Source organism: Acinetobacter parvus DSM 16617 = CIP 108168 (assembly GCF_000368025.1).
In the GTDB taxonomy this organism is placed as follows: domain Bacteria; phylum Pseudomonadota; class Gammaproteobacteria; order Pseudomonadales; family Moraxellaceae; genus Acinetobacter; species Acinetobacter parvus.
In genome coordinates this window covers 377,775-395,463 of record NZ_KB849211.1, presented here as the reverse complement: position 1 = coordinate 395,463, position 17,689 = coordinate 377,775, and the positions used below count along the sequence as shown (strand labels likewise).

General features: G+C 31.7%; 17 protein-coding genes and 1 pseudogene. 8 read left to right on the top strand and 10 right to left on the bottom strand.

What is annotated here, in order from left to right:
• Positions 1-5: 5 nt before the first annotated feature.
• The 4 genes from moaA to F988_RS03965 all read right to left on the bottom strand — a co-directional run bounded on the left by moaA (position 6) and on the right by F988_RS03965 (position 4,194).
• Positions 6-1,013 carry a GTP 3',8-cyclase MoaA gene (gene moaA, locus F988_RS03980; RefSeq protein WP_004681210.1) on the bottom strand — a complete coding sequence of 336 codons (1,008 nt, stop codon included), beginning with the start codon at positions 1,011-1,013 and terminating at the stop codon, positions 6-8.
• A 39-nt stretch (positions 1,014-1,052) separates the two neighbouring features.
• Positions 1,053-1,988 (bottom strand): N-acetyl-gamma-glutamyl-phosphate reductase, encoded by a 936-nt coding sequence (gene argC, locus F988_RS03975; RefSeq protein WP_004681209.1) that lies wholly within the window; start codon positions 1,986-1,988, stop codon positions 1,053-1,055.
• A gap of 36 nt (positions 1,989-2,024) precedes the next feature.
• Positions 2,025-3,029, bottom strand: coding sequence for a cytochrome P450 family protein (locus F988_RS03970; RefSeq protein ID WP_004681207.1), 1,005 nt, complete (start codon positions 3,027-3,029; stop codon positions 2,025-2,027).
• 106 nt (positions 3,030-3,135) lie between these two features.
• Entirely contained in the window at positions 3,136-4,194 is a 1,059-nt protein-coding gene (locus F988_RS03965) for a pyridoxamine 5'-phosphate oxidase family protein (protein ID WP_004681206.1), read from the bottom strand.
• 232 nt (positions 4,195-4,426) lie between these two features.
• Between F988_RS03965 and F988_RS03960 the strand changes: the two genes are divergently transcribed.
• The 8 genes from F988_RS03960 to F988_RS03925 all read left to right on the top strand — a co-directional run bounded on the left by F988_RS03960 (position 4,427) and on the right by F988_RS03925 (position 11,271).
• Positions 4,427-4,672 (top strand): acyl carrier protein, encoded by a 246-nt coding sequence (locus tag F988_RS03960; RefSeq protein ID WP_004681205.1) that lies wholly within the window; start codon positions 4,427-4,429, stop codon positions 4,670-4,672.
• Positions 4,673-4,706: 34 nt separating this feature from the next.
• Positions 4,707-5,420: a class-II aminoacyl-tRNA synthetase family protein gene (locus F988_RS03955; RefSeq protein WP_004681203.1), complete on the top strand. Its 714-nt coding sequence runs from the start codon at positions 4,707-4,709 to the stop codon at positions 5,418-5,420.
• A gap of 124 nt (positions 5,421-5,544) precedes the next feature.
• A complete protein-coding gene (locus F988_RS03950) occupies positions 5,545-7,098 on the top strand; it encodes an AMP-binding protein (RefSeq protein WP_004681202.1) in 1,554 nt (517 codons plus the stop codon).
• 3 nt (positions 7,099-7,101) lie between these two features.
• Complete coding sequence (locus F988_RS03945) at positions 7,102-7,848, top strand: MBL fold metallo-hydrolase (protein ID WP_004681201.1); 747 nt, start codon at positions 7,102-7,104, stop codon at positions 7,846-7,848.
• A 23-nt stretch (positions 7,849-7,871) separates the two neighbouring features.
• Complete coding sequence (locus tag F988_RS03940; RefSeq protein ID WP_004681200.1) at positions 7,872-8,192, top strand: 2Fe-2S iron-sulfur cluster-binding protein; 321 nt, start codon at positions 7,872-7,874, stop codon at positions 8,190-8,192.
• Positions 8,193-8,363: 171 nt separating this feature from the next.
• Entirely contained in the window at positions 8,364-9,614 is a 1,251-nt protein-coding gene (locus F988_RS03935) for an NAD(P)/FAD-dependent oxidoreductase (RefSeq protein WP_004681199.1), read from the top strand.
• 536 nt (positions 9,615-10,150) lie between these two features.
• Positions 10,151-10,612, top strand: a complete 462-nt coding sequence (locus F988_RS03930; RefSeq protein ID WP_004681195.1) for a hypothetical protein — start codon at positions 10,151-10,153, stop codon at positions 10,610-10,612.
• On the top strand, positions 10,609-11,271 hold the full coding sequence (locus tag F988_RS03925; protein ID WP_004681193.1) for a Cap15 family cyclic dinucleotide receptor domain-containing protein: 663 nt from the start codon (positions 10,609-10,611) through the stop codon (positions 11,269-11,271). The genes F988_RS03930 and F988_RS03925 overlap by 4 nt, the downstream gene beginning before the upstream one ends.
• On the opposite strand, the gene F988_RS03920 is transcribed toward F988_RS03925, so the two are convergent.
• The 6 genes and pseudogenes from F988_RS03920 to F988_RS03890 all read right to left on the bottom strand — a co-directional run.
• On the bottom strand, positions 11,264-11,770 hold the full coding sequence (locus F988_RS03920) for a Mov34/MPN/PAD-1 family protein (protein WP_004681192.1): 507 nt from the start codon (positions 11,768-11,770) through the stop codon (positions 11,264-11,266). The genes F988_RS03925 and F988_RS03920 overlap by 8 nt on opposite strands.
• Positions 11,771-11,774: 4 nt before the next feature.
• Positions 11,775-13,046 carry a CBASS cGAMP synthase gene (locus tag F988_RS03915; protein ID WP_004681191.1) on the bottom strand — a complete coding sequence of 424 codons (1,272 nt, stop codon included), beginning with the start codon at positions 13,044-13,046 and terminating at the stop codon, positions 11,775-11,777.
• Positions 13,047-13,221: 175 nt separating this feature from the next.
• Positions 13,222-14,997, bottom strand: a complete 1,776-nt coding sequence (locus tag F988_RS03910; protein ID WP_004681189.1) for a ThiF family adenylyltransferase — start codon at positions 14,995-14,997, stop codon at positions 13,222-13,224.
• Between the two features lie 83 nt (positions 14,998-15,080).
• Positions 15,081-16,148: a CBASS cGAMP-activated phospholipase gene (locus F988_RS03905; RefSeq protein ID WP_004681188.1), complete on the bottom strand. Its 1,068-nt coding sequence runs from the start codon at positions 16,146-16,148 to the stop codon at positions 15,081-15,083.
• 354 nt (positions 16,149-16,502) lie between these two features.
• Entirely contained in the window at positions 16,503-16,721 is a 219-nt protein-coding gene (locus tag F988_RS03900) for a helix-turn-helix domain-containing protein (protein ID WP_026040060.1), read from the bottom strand.
• A 456-nt stretch (positions 16,722-17,177) separates the two neighbouring features.
• Positions 17,178-17,689: pseudogene (locus tag F988_RS03890) on the bottom strand (IS4-like element ISAba1 family transposase); the annotation flags it as partial.

The following is a 17,689-nucleotide window of genomic DNA, read 5'->3' as shown; positions in this document are numbered from 1 at the left end:
TAATTTTATCCACCTATTGTATTCATACTAATTCTACGAGATTTATTATGCTTATCAATCGAGTCAAATCCATAGTCTTTATTCCAAATATATTGATGAATATTTTGCAAAATTTCCTGCTTTAGAGCAGTGGTTTTAGTCAAAGTATAGTCAGTAATTTGTTGTTTTAAATCCATGCCTTTTACAGCAAATAAACAATTTAACAGTTCTCCTTTTGCAGTGATCCGTATCCGATCACATTGCCCGCAAAATGAATTACTTACAGTAGATATTATTCCAATAGAATAGTTTGTATCCAAAGAATATAATCTAGCAGGATTACTATTTTGAATGACATAATTAACTATATACTTTGAAGCTAAAACACTTAGGATTTGCTGCTCATTAACCACATCGCTACTTGTCCATAATGCATTTCCATCAAGCGGCATAAATTCAATAAAACGAATTTGAATTTTACGCTCCTTAGACCAAGCAACTAGATCTAAGATTTGGTCTTCATTTATATTTTTCATCAAGACCGTATTAATTTTTAGATTTAATCCAACTTTAATTGCATGTTCAATACCATCCAAAACTGGAGATAATTTATTCCCTGTAATTTTCAGAAATTGATCTGCATTTAGTGTGTCCAAACTTACATTCAAGTCATCCAAACCCACTAACTTAAGGGGGTGGGCATATTTTGTTAAATAATGTCCATTCGTTGTTAAAGAAATACGCTTTAATCCTTTGGTCTTCAAATTCTGCAACTGACTTATAAAATGAATAACCCCGCTACGAATAAGCGGCTCACCACCTGTAATCCGTATTTGTTCAATACCAGCGTCTACCATTATTTGGCAAAATGCAAAAAGTTCTTCAAAACTAAGAAAATTACTTTTCTTTTCCCATATAGGATGTTCAGGCATACAGTAAGTACATTTAAAATTACAACGGTCTGTTATTGAGATCCTAAGTTTTTTCTTTTGACGTCCAAACTGATCAATAAAATTTAAAGAATTACTAATCATTTTAAATATTCTCATCTTACAATAAAGAGGTAATCAAATTTAATAATTAACACCCAACATTAAATTTAAATTTTGTACAGCAGCGCGAGCAGCTCCTTTACCTAAATTGTCATAAACAGCGCTCAATAAGACTTGGTCTTTATCTTCGTTAGAAAATACATAGATATGAAGTTCATTAGTATTATTTAAATAGTCTGGCTGCAATTGATTAATATTCTCGATATTCTTCATGTCCATTACTTTTATAAATTGAGAGCCCTCATAATATTTAATTAGTACGTTCCTTACTTGCTCAGCATTTACTTTGGCTGGAATTAATCGTAAATGAATAGGTATATTTAGAATTATCCCTTGACGATAATTTCCATAGTTAGGAGAAAATATTGGCGCATAATTTAATAAGGACTGAGATTTAATCTCGGGGGTATGCTTATGATTAAGATTAAGACCGTAGCTACAAAATGGTATCTTGGTAGGGTTAGGATTATTAGGGTCTTCATATGCGCTTATTAGTGCTTTTCCCGATCCAGAGTAACCCGAAGTAGCGTGTATATTAATTGGATAATCACTAGGCAAAATACCCTTTAATATTAAAGGACGTAGCATTAATATGGCACCAGTTGGATAACAACCAGGGTTGGATACTCTTGTTGCTAAGGATATCTTTTCATCATGTCCTTTTTCTAATTCAGGTAATCCATAAACCCAATTCGTAGCTGTACGATGGGCAGAACTTGCATCAAGCAATCGCACACTCGAATTTTGAATAAATGAGACAGCTTCTTTGGCAGCATCATCAGGCAAACACAATATTGCTATATTACAATCATTAATAATTTCGGATCTTTTAATAGAGCTACGTCTTTCGCTAGCTGGTAAATGTATGAGCTCAATATCCTTTCTTTCTGATAATAAAGTATGAATTTGAAGACCAGTTGTACCAGCCTCGCCATCTATAAATACAACTGGTTTCATTTAAACAATCCTAGATAATAATAGAAAATTAGTTTTTTACTTTGGAACAATAAGAAGAGGTGCTGGATGTCTAAAATTGACTGGACGCTGGTAATTTGGTTCAGCATTTGTAACATTAAAGTCATTTATATTTAATGTTAATAATTCTTCTGCCAACAACTTCAATTCAGCTTTAGCTAGCAAATGACCAGGGCAGTGATGTCTACCATGACCAAATGTTAATCTTGTTTCATTAATATCCTCCTTTGTAATATTGTTATGATTATGCATTGGACACTTTGCGCTACTATTTGTATCTGTAATGCTGATATGAACAATATCGCCTTTACTAATAATTTTATCGCCCAGTTCTGTATCAGAAGCACAATATTTGGTTGCCATGCCCAGAGGAGGATCATTATCAAGCAAACAAACTATGAAATTATCTACACCCATTGTTTCAATCGATTTGTGGAACAACTCGTTATTACTAGCCCAAGCTGTTAATAATATTTTCATCGATACTATGGTTGTCTCAACACCAGCTCCAACTAAAAGTGAGAGATCATTTTCCCTTTCTTTTGTAGATATTCTTTCAAATATATTTGAACTATCATAGAACTCAATTTTTCTAATGTATTCTTTAGCTTGCATATAGTTTCCTGATTTAATCCCAGTTTCAAGATAATTAACTAAAGGCTTCACCATATTTAAATGATCAATAGGGTCTATTTTTTCACATCCTAACAAATCCAAAATAACTTTGTTGGGAGTGTAATCCGATACTAAAAAAAGATTATTTTTAGATATCGCATATTTAAGACCCTCACTTACAGCATTTTTTAATATGTTTTGAAATTCAACCGATTCAATGTTTTTACGCCCAAAAGTTGTGTTCCATTCACGTTTGCGCATTAAATGTGTTTGACCCTCCGTATCCAGCACGTTTGGCCCAAAAATTTGGCGTGTTATTCTGAAAGGGTGGTCTACTCTAAAGCTTTCTTGAAGAAATACTTTTTTTCCATCTTCAATATTTCTTACAATATGTTCGTTGGTTTTCATTTATAAAAATCCCCTTTTATTTAAGCATTTAAATATGCAGTTAGTTTACGACTCATAAATAAATATAGATTCATGAAGTTAATTAGCAGAAAAAATTGTGAATAATTTATAACGGTATCATCCGAGGTATAATTTCCGTGCAATTGCCATCAATTTCCTCAATCTCAACTCGTAAAAAAGCCTGTGCTTCCGGCCAAATATTCTTTACATCAGTGTTTACTTCTTCAATAAACACCTGACCAGTGACTTTTAAAATGCCTATTCTTGTAAAATCGACGAATACCATACTTATTTTTGGATTTAATAAAATATTTCCAAGGCTGTTATATAGGGCATTACCGCTGTAATCGGGAAATATTAAAGTTTTGCCATCATTAAAAACTTTAGCAACTGGTAATTTTTTTCCAGAGCCATGATCACCTTGTGTCCCTCTAAAACTCGCATCACAATGACCATCGTTATTTGCAGTTGCAATAAAAAAGAAAGATTGAGATTCAATAAATTCAACTAGTTCCAATTCAATCTTATTGCTTTTTCTTAATTGAAATATCGAATGTTCCCACAAAGGATATAGTTGATTTACTTCGTTAAGATCATTCTCTATAAGCTCAATAGGATATAACTTAGGAATTCTTGCAGGACAATTCCCATAAGCATGTTCTATAAGTACACGAACATATCCCACACAACGAGGCCAAATTGCTTTGACCTCATCTGTTAATTCCTCTAAGAAAGCCTTTCCGTTGATTCTGATACGTCCAATACGAATAAAATCTATAAAGATTAAACCCACATGAGGGTTCTCTTTAATATTTTTTATATTTTTAACAAACGTATCATCATCAAAATAAGGAAATATCAATTCCTTACGGTTATCTAAAATTAAACAAGTCGGAAAAATTTCATCTATCTTTTGATGCGTAAAAGTGCTGATAAAGCTTGCATCGCAATTACCATTTTTATCTGAAGTTGCCACAAAAAAGAAATTTTGAGCTCCAATAAATCGAGACATTCCTAGACCCACTTCTCGTTGGATCATGTTATTAAGAGTGAATTTATCCCACTGATAAATAGGACTTGGTAAACGGCGTCTCATTTCTAATTCACCATCATGCCCAAATCTGTTATCAGGAATAATAGGTTTATCAACAGTAATTTTGTTCATCTTAGGTTATTGACGTTGTTCTATTTACAGAATATATTAGCAAAAAGAACGCAAAAAACAAACGTTAGTTAGTGTTTTTTGAAAAATTAATTTAGTTATTAATTTTCATATACTTGCTATAACTTTTGTTTTTGCTTTAGGGGGATTTACATTAATTAGCCAGCGATACCATCACTCAGGAACCTGAGAAAATCATCAAACCTTACATGTCAATATTATTTAGGAGAAAATTATGTCAACGCAATTCTCACAAGAAATCATTACATTCCTTGAGGAGGCCACGAAGGCTGAAAAGGGAAACATAGAAATGTCCACCGAGCTAATAGATTCAGGAATAGTGGATAGTTTGAGTATTGTAGGATTGATTGCTTTTTTGGAAAAAAAAATGAATAAGACCATCTTGTACGAAGAAATAAATCTTGAAGACTTTAGTAGTGTAAAAAATATCGTATCTAAATTTTCGCAACAACTTGCATAAGCTTCTAGAAAAAACTATTAATTGGAAAATCAATATGACAATTCACTCATTAGCCATTAATCGTAATCATGAATTATTTTTAGATGAGCAATTAGCCAATCTGAAGTGTTTTAAGGGTGCAGATGAAAAGTTACTATCGCCCATGCTTCCTCAAAGTTTTATTTTGGCTGAAAAATATATTAAGTCATTCCCGCAACACGCATTTACTGTATCCAATAGCATACAAGTTAATGAAAAATATTTATTATCCCCAACCTGCTGCTATCCAGTTTTTAATTCGTTAAAAAATACTAGCTTAAATGGTGATACGCTTATTACCCATAAGAATTATTGCTCGCGATGTGAAGATTACTATCAAGAGGGAGAGCGCCAGATTACTTTCCTTATGCGCGAATATATCTTTTTCTCAGAACATCTTGAGAATGTTCAAAATTGGATAGAAAGAGTAAAAGAAGAAGTAACTGAAATGATATGTTCACTAGGGTTAGAAGTGGAGGTGGAGAAAGCCACAGATCCATTCTTTAATGCTAATGATTTTAGACAAAAATTTCAAGAAAATCAGAATCTTAAGAGTGAGTTTATTGTGAATGGCCTAGCTTGTGGCTCTGTTAATTTGCATCTAAAAGCGTTTTCTAAATCATGCTCAATCACTTCAGGTGAAGGAAATGACCTTTTCAGTGCATGTTTTGGTCTTGGATATGACCGTATTCATAAGCAGTTTCTTCTAAAAGAAGATAAGGCTGCATAGTAATAATGGAACATTTTTAGGATGTCATTTAGCTTTGGACGTTTTTTAGAAATGTGAAGCTCAAAGTAAATACAATTTAAATCAGAATAGTAACTTACCAATAATTTTAGATTAGAGAAATTAAATGTATTCAAATAATCACTTGATTGCGAAATTAAGAAATAAATCAATTAATCTTGATAGCAAGGTATTTATCGAGATCTTTGAAACGGAAGAGAATATTTCATATGGTGAATTTTTTGGAAATAGTGAGATAATTGCTCAAATTTTAATCGAATCGGGCGTTAAAGCAGGAGACAGAGTATTAAATTATGCCCCAAAAACTGTTACTTCACTGGAGCTTTATGTTGGAACTATTCTAGCTGGCGCGATCTATGTACCAATAAATTCAGCTTATTCAGACGATGATCTAGCATATTTCATTGATAATGCAGAACCTAAAATTATTGTATGTCAGGATAAATCGCTTACTGCTGTTCAAAAATGCTTAAGTGATAGTAAAACAAATAATAGTGTTAAAACATTTACTCTAAATACAGATGAGAGTGGGACACTAAACGAAGCTAAGCATAGTACAGTCGTGAGTGAATTTTGCTCGATTGAGCGAGGTCCTGAAGATATTGCAGCTATTTTATATACATCAGGCACAACTGGTCGACCTAAAGGAGTTGTTCATACACACCGTTCATTAGCAACCAATGCTGAAACTTTAGTTTCGTATTGGCGCTTTACTGATAAAGATGTATTAATCCACGCCTTACCACTTTTTCATTTACACGGACTTTTCACTGCAACTAACGTCGCACTGTTTTCAGCGAGTTCCATGATTTATTTACAGGGATTTGATGTAGATAAAATCATGAGTGTTTTACCAAAAGCAACTGTACTAATGGGCGTCCCTCCTTTTTATATGGCATTACTTGGTAAACAAAATCTTAAGCAAGCTACAAAAAATATGCGCTTATTCCTATCAGGTTCTGCCCCAATGTTGCCTCAAACACATTTGGATTGGCAGGAGGCTACCGGTCACACAATTCTTGAACGTTATGGTATGACCGAGGGTAGTATGATTGCGTCTAATCCTTATGATCATGAACGTAGACCAAATAGCGTAGGTTTTCCTTTACCAAATGTGGATGTACGAATTATCTCTCCAGCGAACGGAAAGGTTGCTGCTAAAGGAGAAATTGGGTTTGTTGAAATGAAAGGAGAGAATTTATTTTCTGGATACTGGCGCCTACCGGAAAAGACTGCTGAGGATATGAAATCAGACGGTTACTTTATAACTGGTGATTACGGAAAGTTTGATGAAGATGGTTACTTACATATTATTGGTAGAGTCAAGGATGCAGTTGTTATTTCAGAAACACAGGTGATATTCCCTAAGGAGATTGAAACTATAATAGATTCTGTTCAAGGTGTTAAAGAAAGTGCAGTTATTGCAGTACCTAGTAACAACTCTTATCAATTACCAGTGGCTATTGTGGCTTACTCACCTGATGCAGAACTAAACTCTCTTGAAAATACTATCCAAACACTGCTTAGAAATAAATTAACTCCAGAGAAAGTGCCAGCGAAAATTATATTTGTAGAGCAGTTACCGCGTAACATTATGGGTAAAGTTCAAAAAGTGGTAATGAGAGAGAATTATAAAAATCTTCTTAATTTAGTTGCTTGAATCATGCAGTTTACTATTGAGTCATTTAAAAGCCTATGTAGCTATGAAATTGCAGTTATTGAGTCTGGTCGAGATGTTTTTCTTAATTATATGTTCATTCTATATGACAAAAAAACTAACGACGCGGTAATTGTAGATCCTGGCTGGGATGCAAGATTTATCATCGGCTACATAAATGATTATGGCCTAAAATGTAGAGGAATCTTAATTACTCACACACATGCTGACCATGTACATGAAGCTGCTGAGATTTCCTCTACATTAAATTGCCCTATATTTATGTCTAGTAGAGAGGCTAGTGTTTCAGGTTATAAACATTCAAACCTGCAGACATTTTCTAAAGACACTGAACTTTTATGCGGTTCTGTTCAGTGTTTCGCTCTACTTACGCCTGGACACACATCTGGCACTAGTTGTTTTTTAGTTGGCGATAAATTATTTACTGGCGATACATTGTTTATTGAAGGTTGTGGTTTGTGCTCAGGGCCTGATGGCTCTGTTGAGCAAATGTACCAGTCTATACAATTTTTGCGCTCAGTTATTCCCGACAACGTTTTGGTCTATCCAGGTCATATGTATAAAGAACAATTGGCAAAGCCGTTTAGTTATCTTAAACAGCATAACTTTTATTTGAAAATGACTGATCAAAAAATTTTTGAAGTTTTTTGTGGTCGCAAAGCTCGAAATCAAAAAATACCACCTAAATATGAAAGTGCGAAAGCTTTAGATACAAAGGTAGTTGTTTTTTAAGATATAGATTTATAAGGTAAATTATGATTAAAGTAACTTATATTGAACACACAGGGAATCAGATTAGCATAGAGCTTAACGATGGTGAAAGTGTTATGGAAGCAGCACTTAAGAGTAATCTAAGTGGAATTGATGCGGACTGTGGTGGTAGTTGTTCTTGTGCAACGTGTCATATTCATGTAGATCCTATTTGGATGAGCAAACTTCCAGAAGCTTCACCGATGGAGAAAGATATTTTAACATTTGCAAATGATGTTAATGAATATTCAAGATTATCATGCCAAATTAAAGCATCTCCCAGCATTGATGGATTAGTTGTTCACATCCCCAAAAGTGAATGGTAGTAATTAGAAAGTTATCCCTCTACAGGTTGCTATGCTCAAGTTTATTATGAATAATTTCATGGCCTAGACATAGTAGCTTGTGAATAATATTACCCGATGAACTTATAAGTATTTAAAATTTAAATGGTTAATAAATCCCACTTTTTTAAATAATTGGATTAAGGACAATAAATGCATAATACAATTGTAATAATTGGTGGTGGACATGCTGGTTTTCAGCTTGCAAACACACTAAGGCGAGATGGTTATAAAGGACGTATTATCATTTTTGAAAAACAAAATGATTTTCCGTATCAACGTCCTCCACTTTCTAAGGATTATTTATTAGGTTCGATGGAAGAAGACAGGGTGTTTTTTAGGCCACCTGAGTTTTATCACTCTAATGCTATTGAGATAGTTTTTAGTGAGGTTACGATGGTAGAGCGAAAGAATAAAAAAGTAATATACGAGGATAATAAAAGTGTATTTTACGATAGCCTAATTTTTGCTGTAGGTGTTACACCTAACAAGTTGGATTTTTGCGAATTAAATTATAAAAATGTTTATATGATTTCGGATTTGAAGAATGCTAAAAATCTGAAAAAAGCACTTGATACAGCACACAATATAGTAGTGGTGGGCACCGGTTTTATTGGTCTGGAGATGGCCGGTCTTGTAAAAAAACTAGATAAAGAAGTTCATGTTGTTTCTTCTGGTAATCAGGTGCTCAGAAAATCAGTATCAAAAAAGTTATCTTCTTTTATAAAAGAACAGCATATCTCCAATGGTGTAAAATTTTATGATTATGAAAGAATAGCAGATTGGGCTGTAAAGGATCATAACATAACAAGTGTCACACTAAGCTCTAAAATGAGTCTTCCTGCCGATCTTGTTGTAGTGGGAATTGGTTCCAAACCAAATGTTTATCTAGCAGAATCAATTGGGCTGGACGTTGATAATGGTATTGTAGTTAATGACAACCTATGTACATCTGACCCATCAATTTATGCAATTGGAGATTGTGCTCAGTTTCCTTATCTAAATCATAGTATCCGTTTAGAGTCAGTGCAAAATACAATGGATCAAGCACGTTATTTATCTCAAAAACTTCTTAAAGACATTCCTGAAAGTTATAGTGCTTTACCATGGTTCTGGTCAGATCAACGGGATATGAAAATTCAAATAGCTGGAGTTAATCTTGATACTGATCGAGAGCTTGATACTATTACTCTTGATAATGATCTGAGTTCTGGATACACGTGTCTAAGCTTTTTTAATGATATTTTGGTCATAGTGGAAACTGTGAATCGACCAGCAATTCATATGTTATCTAAAAAAATCTTGTCAAGTGAAAATATCCCTACTAAATCTGATTTAGCAAAATATAAATTTGATTTAAATCTGTGGTTAAGTTCAACATCTGGAAAAATCAAAACTTTATGAAGATTTATTTGTGTAGATTTGAATTATTAGCTAGTCGAGCAAGAACGCATCTCTTTATAGTGAGCATATAGTTCAATATGTTGTACTATACTATAAAGATATCAAGACCGGATATAGTAAAATCACTAAATTTCTAAACTAGGTAAATTTCTTGTAGCCATTATCTAAAAATAAGTACTACTTAACTGTATGTGCCTTTTAGTGGTTTTATTTTATTCTGTAAATTTCAATTTTTTGGTATTGCAATCCGTATATAGATCACTAGCTGAAAAAAACTACTTATTCGGTTTATTTTTAAAATAAATATTTTCAGGTTCTAAATTCAGCTGCTTAAGACTAAATTCTATAAATTCCTATCTAGAATTTAGTTTAATAAGTATTATACAAAAACTTATCAAGCAATAAGGGTGGTCAAAAAGATGAGAATGTATGTCTAGAATTTTGGTGGCTATTCAGGTGTTTATAGATTTTTATGGTAAAGAAATTTAAAATCAATTGATTATAGTATTGTTAATAAATTTAGTTAGGTGAAATCAGTGGCAAGATCACTAGAAAATGAAATAACAGCTTCACTCACTGAAATATGTTGTAACAGTAGTAAAGAGTTTACTGGCTTAGGAATTGTATTTTATAAAAGTTTAAATAATCTTCCATATTTAACTTTACATGAAAAAAAATTATCTTCTGATTTATGTTTTAGCTATCCAATAAAAACCCTTTTAAAAATTTCTGAGTATTCATCACCTTATCATGATGGTTTTCACTTTATAGATATTAAAACTATGGAAATAACACATATTTCACAATATATTTCTCCACCAGTAGAGTTGATAAATGATCTTAATTTAGAAGCTATTACACCTTGTGGTGCTCGTGAAATGACCGCATTTCTCACTTCAAAAATAGATGGGATTTTATGTGTTGGACTAATTAGCTCAGATAAAATTATTAAAATATTTAAAAATGGCATTGATATATATGAACAGGTGAAAGTGTGAGTTTCATTGTCTTAAAATTTAGTGAATTACAGAAGATAATCTATTTTTTCTTATTTATAGCTTTTATAATTTTTTTATTAATACAAGGTATAAATCTATTGGGATGGTTAAAGCTTTCTATAATTCAATCAATAACACCTTCTATTTCTTTAGCTTTAATTGTTTTGGGATTTCTACTTAGATCAGTCACAATTCAACATGCACGATTAGCTAAATTTATTGGTAAACCAATAGTACACGGTCTATGGAAAGGATACTTAATCAGTAATTATAAAAACTCCGAAGGGCAACAAATTCCTCCTATTAAGATTTATTTTTATGTTAAACAAACCTTTTTAATAACTACTATAAAATCTTTTACCTCTAATCAAAAATCAGAATCAGTAATTACGGCTTTATCCCAAAATAAAGACACAGAAACTACTAATTTTCTTTACACTTATAAGTTCTATAGAACTAGAAATAGTGAAAATAAAGTCACTTTTGGTAGCGGTGATTTAAGCTTAACGGATAATGGAAAAATATTAACAGGGATATATTGGACTAATTCAAATACATGTGGCGAAATTGTGTTAAATTTAATTGATAGAAAATGTAAAAATATTGATTCATTTGAGATGGCTAACTTTCATTTCAATCAGAATATAAAAGTTACGTAATTGCAGAGGCATCTAAAACTGTATAATTATTTCGCCCTTCATAAACTGCAATCCAGTCTCGTTGAAAATCGACCATGCTTAAAATTAGGAATAAAAATGGTTGTATTCCCATTTGTCTTCCCATTTTTAAAGAAAGTTTTTTCCAACTACATAGATCTATTAAAGAAGGACTAGGTTTTTTTTCTGGATGAGAATGCCATTCACCTAAATATTGCATAGTGCCTTTTGACTTTGTGTGCCAATTTTCAACAATCTGTTGATGTGATGGATCTTGTCTAATAAATCTAAATCTAGAAGAAATATCTTTTTTACTAGGAATAGTCACATCTTTTATCCAAAATCCATTATTTCCATATACTTCTCCTATCAAAACCCCACCAGATTCAGGCATATAGCCCTTGACTTGCCTAAATGAGTTTAATTTTGATAAAACATCTAAATTAATTCGTATGTAGAAAGTATGTTTTTGATCTGAAAGTGTGACATATCCTACTTCCATAGTTTTAACCACTCGTAACGGAAGGTAATACTTTAGCTGTTTGAGAACTAGTTAAATTTTGTTTAAAAGTGTCTTCTTCAGAAAAGGGGAGTTTAGATGCAATAACATAATCCTCATTATTTGGATACCGTATCCCAAATGCATCAATATGATAACTCAAACAATATTTTTTTTCTGTTGTTGATAGACCATCTTTTATTAAGTTCAAGAATTGAGTTGCTTTCTTAGAGCAATACAGACGGTTTTCAGGTTTAATCCTATTAAAGTCTTCATTTTCATGGTCAGGAATTCCATTTTCAAAAACAGATTCTTTTAGACGATTTGGTAGAGCGTGCAAGATGTTTAATAAAGCTAAATCATCACGACTTTCAACAAACTTATAATTTTGACAAGCAATAACCATTAACAGAATTGAACTAGGTCCTCCACCTTTTTCCCAGTGGTAATCTCGCCAAGCTTTAAGATATCTGCAAATAAAACGAAGTTGGCTACCGTTATCCTCTTGTTCAGATAGAAAATTTAAAAACCATTGTCTTACTTGTTCACAATCACTTTCCCTATAGCCCCCATCTCGCTGAGCCATAGTTATTCGTTTAATATTCTCAAGATCAATATGGTCTTTAAATTTTTCCTCATATAATAAACCACGGCTTTCAAATTTAAAGTTTTCATATAAAAGATCTGAATCCATCGCTAAAGAATCAGATAAATTATAGTCTTCGAGACCTGCTCTTACACTACTTTTACGAATACCAACTTGAAGCTCACTATATTCTTCAAGTGAATCAAACATGTCTTTAGGCACAATATAGACGGGAACATCCAAATGAGTGAAAGAGTTCACCAATAACCTAATGCAGTTTATATTATCTTCAGTATCTAATGTCCAATTTTGTTCAATCGCTAAGTCTTTTAAAAGATCCTCAACTTTTAAAAAGTAGCTTTTCAAAGTTTCTTTTGAATACTCTGTACACTCATCAAAAATCTCCGCAGAAAGGTACACACCGTAATCGAGATCAAGTTCTTGTCCTTTATGTGCTGGCAGGTTACATAAACCATAAGCCCACGAACCTTGAATACGAAATTTAGGATTTGGTCCTTCTGAGTTATAGTCATCAATGAAAGATCTTAAACCTGTTTTTAAGCACGCTCTAATTTTTTTTCGGCATTCATTTAATTCTTTAATAGTGTCTTCGGTTGGAATTAATGTACGAAGAAAGCCATCTTCCTTTGCACGATAACCTCGATGAGCATTTAAAACTATATTATTTGTCATTAAGCATTCTCTGGTAAGAAGTATTTAAAATATAAAACAGTAACTCCATAGAAGTTACTAAAATTATCAGTCTTATTAATAAGATACTAGATAGTTAGTAATTAAAAATATTATATAACTGATCTGATTTATAAGTTGGGTTGGCATATCAAATTTTCAAGAATACTCGTGATTTTTATTTGCATATTAAACAATTAGCTTGTTTATAAACTTCTTTCTTAAGATCATCATTGTGATATGTTAGTGATGTTGGAGCATAACTAGTAAAATAATTCTTATTTAAATTGTTAGCTTTCCAAGCTAGAAGGATTTCAATTGCTAAACCGACTACATTCAAACTAGAACTAACAGAATATGGGGTATAATTTGAACAAGGTCTACTTACCCTAATAGTTGCTTCTCTACTTGTCTCTTTTAGTGGGTAATAATATTTAGGATCAGTATCCCAAAGTGTAGTTAAGCAGTGATGACATCCACCATTATTTGATAAAATTTTACTGTCATTCCAAAAAGCTTGAACACATTCACCATTTGCGAAGATCCACAAATGAAGTATTGGAATCTGTTTTTCTTTAGGTTGTACATTTACAATTTCATTTAGATATTGTGCTACTTCCAACTTTCCTGTTGCATCAATAATTAAATCAAAATCATCAAAAAAGCTTTTATCAATATTTTCAATATTAGAATCTTTAAAATTGATATTTAATTTTTCATTAATTAAATATTTTTTATAATTTATTTCTAAGTGAGTTTTTAAAGCTTCTGCCTTATTCAGACCTAAATAGGAACTACCTAAGAAATGGCGGCCCAAATTATCAGTTTTTAGATAATCAGAATCAACTAAAGTTAATTGAGATTTTTCTCCATTCATTGCCCCCACCTTAAAAAGGGTATCCACAAGATAGCCACCTATAGAACCACAACCTACCTGTAAGATTCTTAACTCTTTAAGACTTTTTTTATACGTCAAATCTTGAAGATTTCTGTTCACCATATTATTAAGATCAATTGGAATACCACGACTAAAACCTAAATTTTGATTACCATTGAATTGAATTTTTTTTAAGTCTTTTAAACTCATTATTCTATTAATAGTTGGTGAATCAAGTTTGATAGAAAAATATAAAATAGCTCCATTATAGTAAAAGCCAAAGAAAAAATGTTTTTCAAATTCTTTAAATTTTTTTAAAGCTTTTAATAGAACATCATGTGCTGAGATATCCCACTTTTTAATCCAAAGAAAAAAATGATTTAAAGAAATAACTGTAAAATCAGGCTTTAAAAAAATACTAAATGCTGGAACTTGACAGTCACTTGACACATAAACAAGTTTACCGTTTAGTCTGGCATTACTTCCATCACTAATTATATTAAAATCAATAACTTTCTTATTTTCACTAGGAAATAATCCAAAATTTTTAGCACTTAATACACTTTTTTGTCTATTAGATAAACACACCCACATAGGTTCGATTTCAGCATTCAGATTGTTTTTTAATGACGTTGAATCTATAACATCAATCAATGTTTTTTTAGTTTGACTAATAATAAATTTTACTAATTCTTTAGAATTATATCTTGGAATAGTAATATCATCTGCAAATGCATAACATATTGTATGGAGTTCTCTTTCTTGAATCTTTAGATCAGTCTTTGGAGTAATGTGTGGTACTGGGAGTTTGAGAATGCTATCAATTGGTGAAATTAGATAAACAGACGGTAGAGAAATTAGTGTTAGATCATATATACAAATAAGTATATCAAAGCTATAGAGATTATCTTGGAGTGATAATTCAATCTTGCCTATATAAAATATTTCCTCCCCATCGAATAGAGAAGTCATACTATAAATTTCATTTTTGTATGTCAATTTATCTAGTGATAATCGACGAAAATCATTTACATGTAATTCATCAATTAATTGCTGTCTTCTTAAAGAATCAAACATAAATTTTTCACCTAAATTCGCAACAGCAATGTGCTTAATTTCATTTTATATATCAGTTTATAATGATAGATCAGGTTATAAAATTAACTAATTGCTAGAGTTCCTCTTTTAAAGGGTTTAGCTTTATCTTTAAAAAATACTTTTAAGTTTTCTTCCTGTGCAAACTTTTCAGTTGCTATTTGTTTTCCACTTCCAACTAAATGTTTTAGACTGTCAGTCGAAGCATTATCAAGAGTGATATCTTTGGATGCTTCATTAGGGATTGTACCATCTACTTCAATAAAGTTAATTTTCTCTAATCCATAGGGTCTAAATTCTCTAATTAACATGAATCGATGAAGATTTTGGTTCGCTGTCATTGTACTTAAAACTAATCTCTCTCCAACGCCCCATAACCCTAAATATCCTTTATGACATTTTTTCCCAAGTAATTTTGGTCTTAAACAATAATGTTCATTTAATGTTCCAACATTCAAGATTTTTACATCTTCTATTTTTGTATCTGGAAAATCACTTTTCATATTATGTAATACTTCTTTCAAACCAATAAAACTTGGATTGTTAGCAACAAGCCCACCATCTGCAAAGTATGCTTCTTTATCTGCACAATAATGCGGACTAAAATATGTAGGAGCAGCAGAAGTGGCCATTGCAGCATCTATCAACTTTAGCACCCCATCTCTTGTAAAGGATGGATCATGAGGTGTTTTGAAGAAAAATGGATTTCCACTAGATAAATTTACTGTTGGAATCATAACGCGACGATCCAGATCATTGAAAACTTTATTTTCATCAATCATGCTAGTAATTGTTTTGTATAGAGGGACACTGCTATAAATAGGGGAGAAAGGCAAAAGAAATTTCTTTAAAATATATCTATAAGTTGGAAAAATCTTAGAAGCATTTTCTTTAAACACTAATTCTAATTCTCTTGCACTTTTCCCAGAAGCTAAACCTAATGCAAGAATTCCTCCAATCGAAGTTCCTGTGATTAAATCAAAATAATCGCCAATTTTCACATTTTCTATGTTTTTTTGTGATTCAATTATTCTTTCGATTTCTGCTAGAAAACTAATTGTAAATAAACCTCTGACACCTCCACCATTGAGGCTGAGGACTTTTACAATATTTTGGTTATTCTCTGTATTCATAAACTTTTCAAATTTTAATGTTTGTATGTTAATTGTGTCAATAATTTAATTTTCAACCTTAAAATTGATAAAAATTGTCGTATTGTGATAACTTAGCATCGAGTGTTGATAGCAATAGTCATGTAAAAAGTAGATTTTTAACCATATCTTTATTATTAAAGACAGCTGACTTAAGAAAGTAACTTTATAATTGAAGTATTCTTTTAAGAAATTTGATTTCATAGAATTTCAGTAAGGTTAATTTTTATTATTTATTAAATATTTAAATTTACTGAAAAATTATATATGGGATAACTAACTTTAATTTTTGGGGGCATTACCCAAATATTTAAAAGTGTAAATAAAAAGAAAAAATTAACTAAAAAAAATAGGTATTTCTGTATCTAATGCCTTGAGCCAATCTTGTAATTCAATAATATCAATTCGACGGTCAAAATTTTCAACTTTAGCTATATATGACTGAGGCTTTTTTAAAGATGATGCAAGTTCTACCTGAGTCATTACTTTTGACTCACGTAATTTAATTAATTTTTCGATAAGTGCCCTATATCTGGGGTCGTGTAATGAACTCATAGTATTAGATATTGAACTATGAGAGAAAATATCCCAAAATAGGATATTCCGTGTTTTTTTGGCTAAAGAATGAAGGTTACTCCCAGTCTCAAACAGAATATTTTAATATATCTGTCTAGAAATACTTTTGAGAAAAGTGAATTTAAGTATATCTATGAGGGATTTATTCAAATTTTTCCTGAATTTAAATCAAAAAAGCATTACCAAAAAATTTACCAGATGATTAGAGAGCTAGGAGAATTACAACTATTAAAAATTGATAAATCTGGTTGTACTTATAAGTATAGTACGAATGCTGACCGTAAAAAATTTTTAGGTTTATTGGAACTTTCATACGATAAGAGTGCTTTACAGAAGCAACTTCTAGTTGATTACCATCAGAAGAATTCGGAATTGCATAAAATTAAAGCTGAACTAGAAATTTTCAATAAGTATTTACTCTGTACACGACAAATTTCACAGAACCCTTATCCTATCAGGGTTCTGCCTTCTTAAAATTGCCAAAATTTCCTTAAACTCTTCTTTTTTCCCAAAACCAATTAAACGCTGAATCGCCATTTGAACATAGTCTAAACCATAGCGAAATAAACTCATTGAGAGTCGTCCATGCTTCTTTATTTTTATCACTTTTTTTTGATCATGTTGCCATTCACCCGTTAAGTAACACCAACAGAAGCTTATAGCTAACACCGCAATCAATTTTTTCACTCGTCTAGGGTCTGTCAAGCGCGTATTTTCAAGATTAAACCCGCGTCCTTTGAGACAACTGAATAAGGTTTCAATTTCCCAGCGTAATGCATAATCCTGAATAGCATTGGCATTAAACTGAGGAGAAACGACGAGTAAAAGCTCTCCATTTTCTAACTGTAGTGCACTTATATATAGTTTCACCCGACCAACCAAAATCCGTCGTTTACGACATTCAATTTGACCAACTTTAAGATGGCGAAATAAATCACTAATTTTAT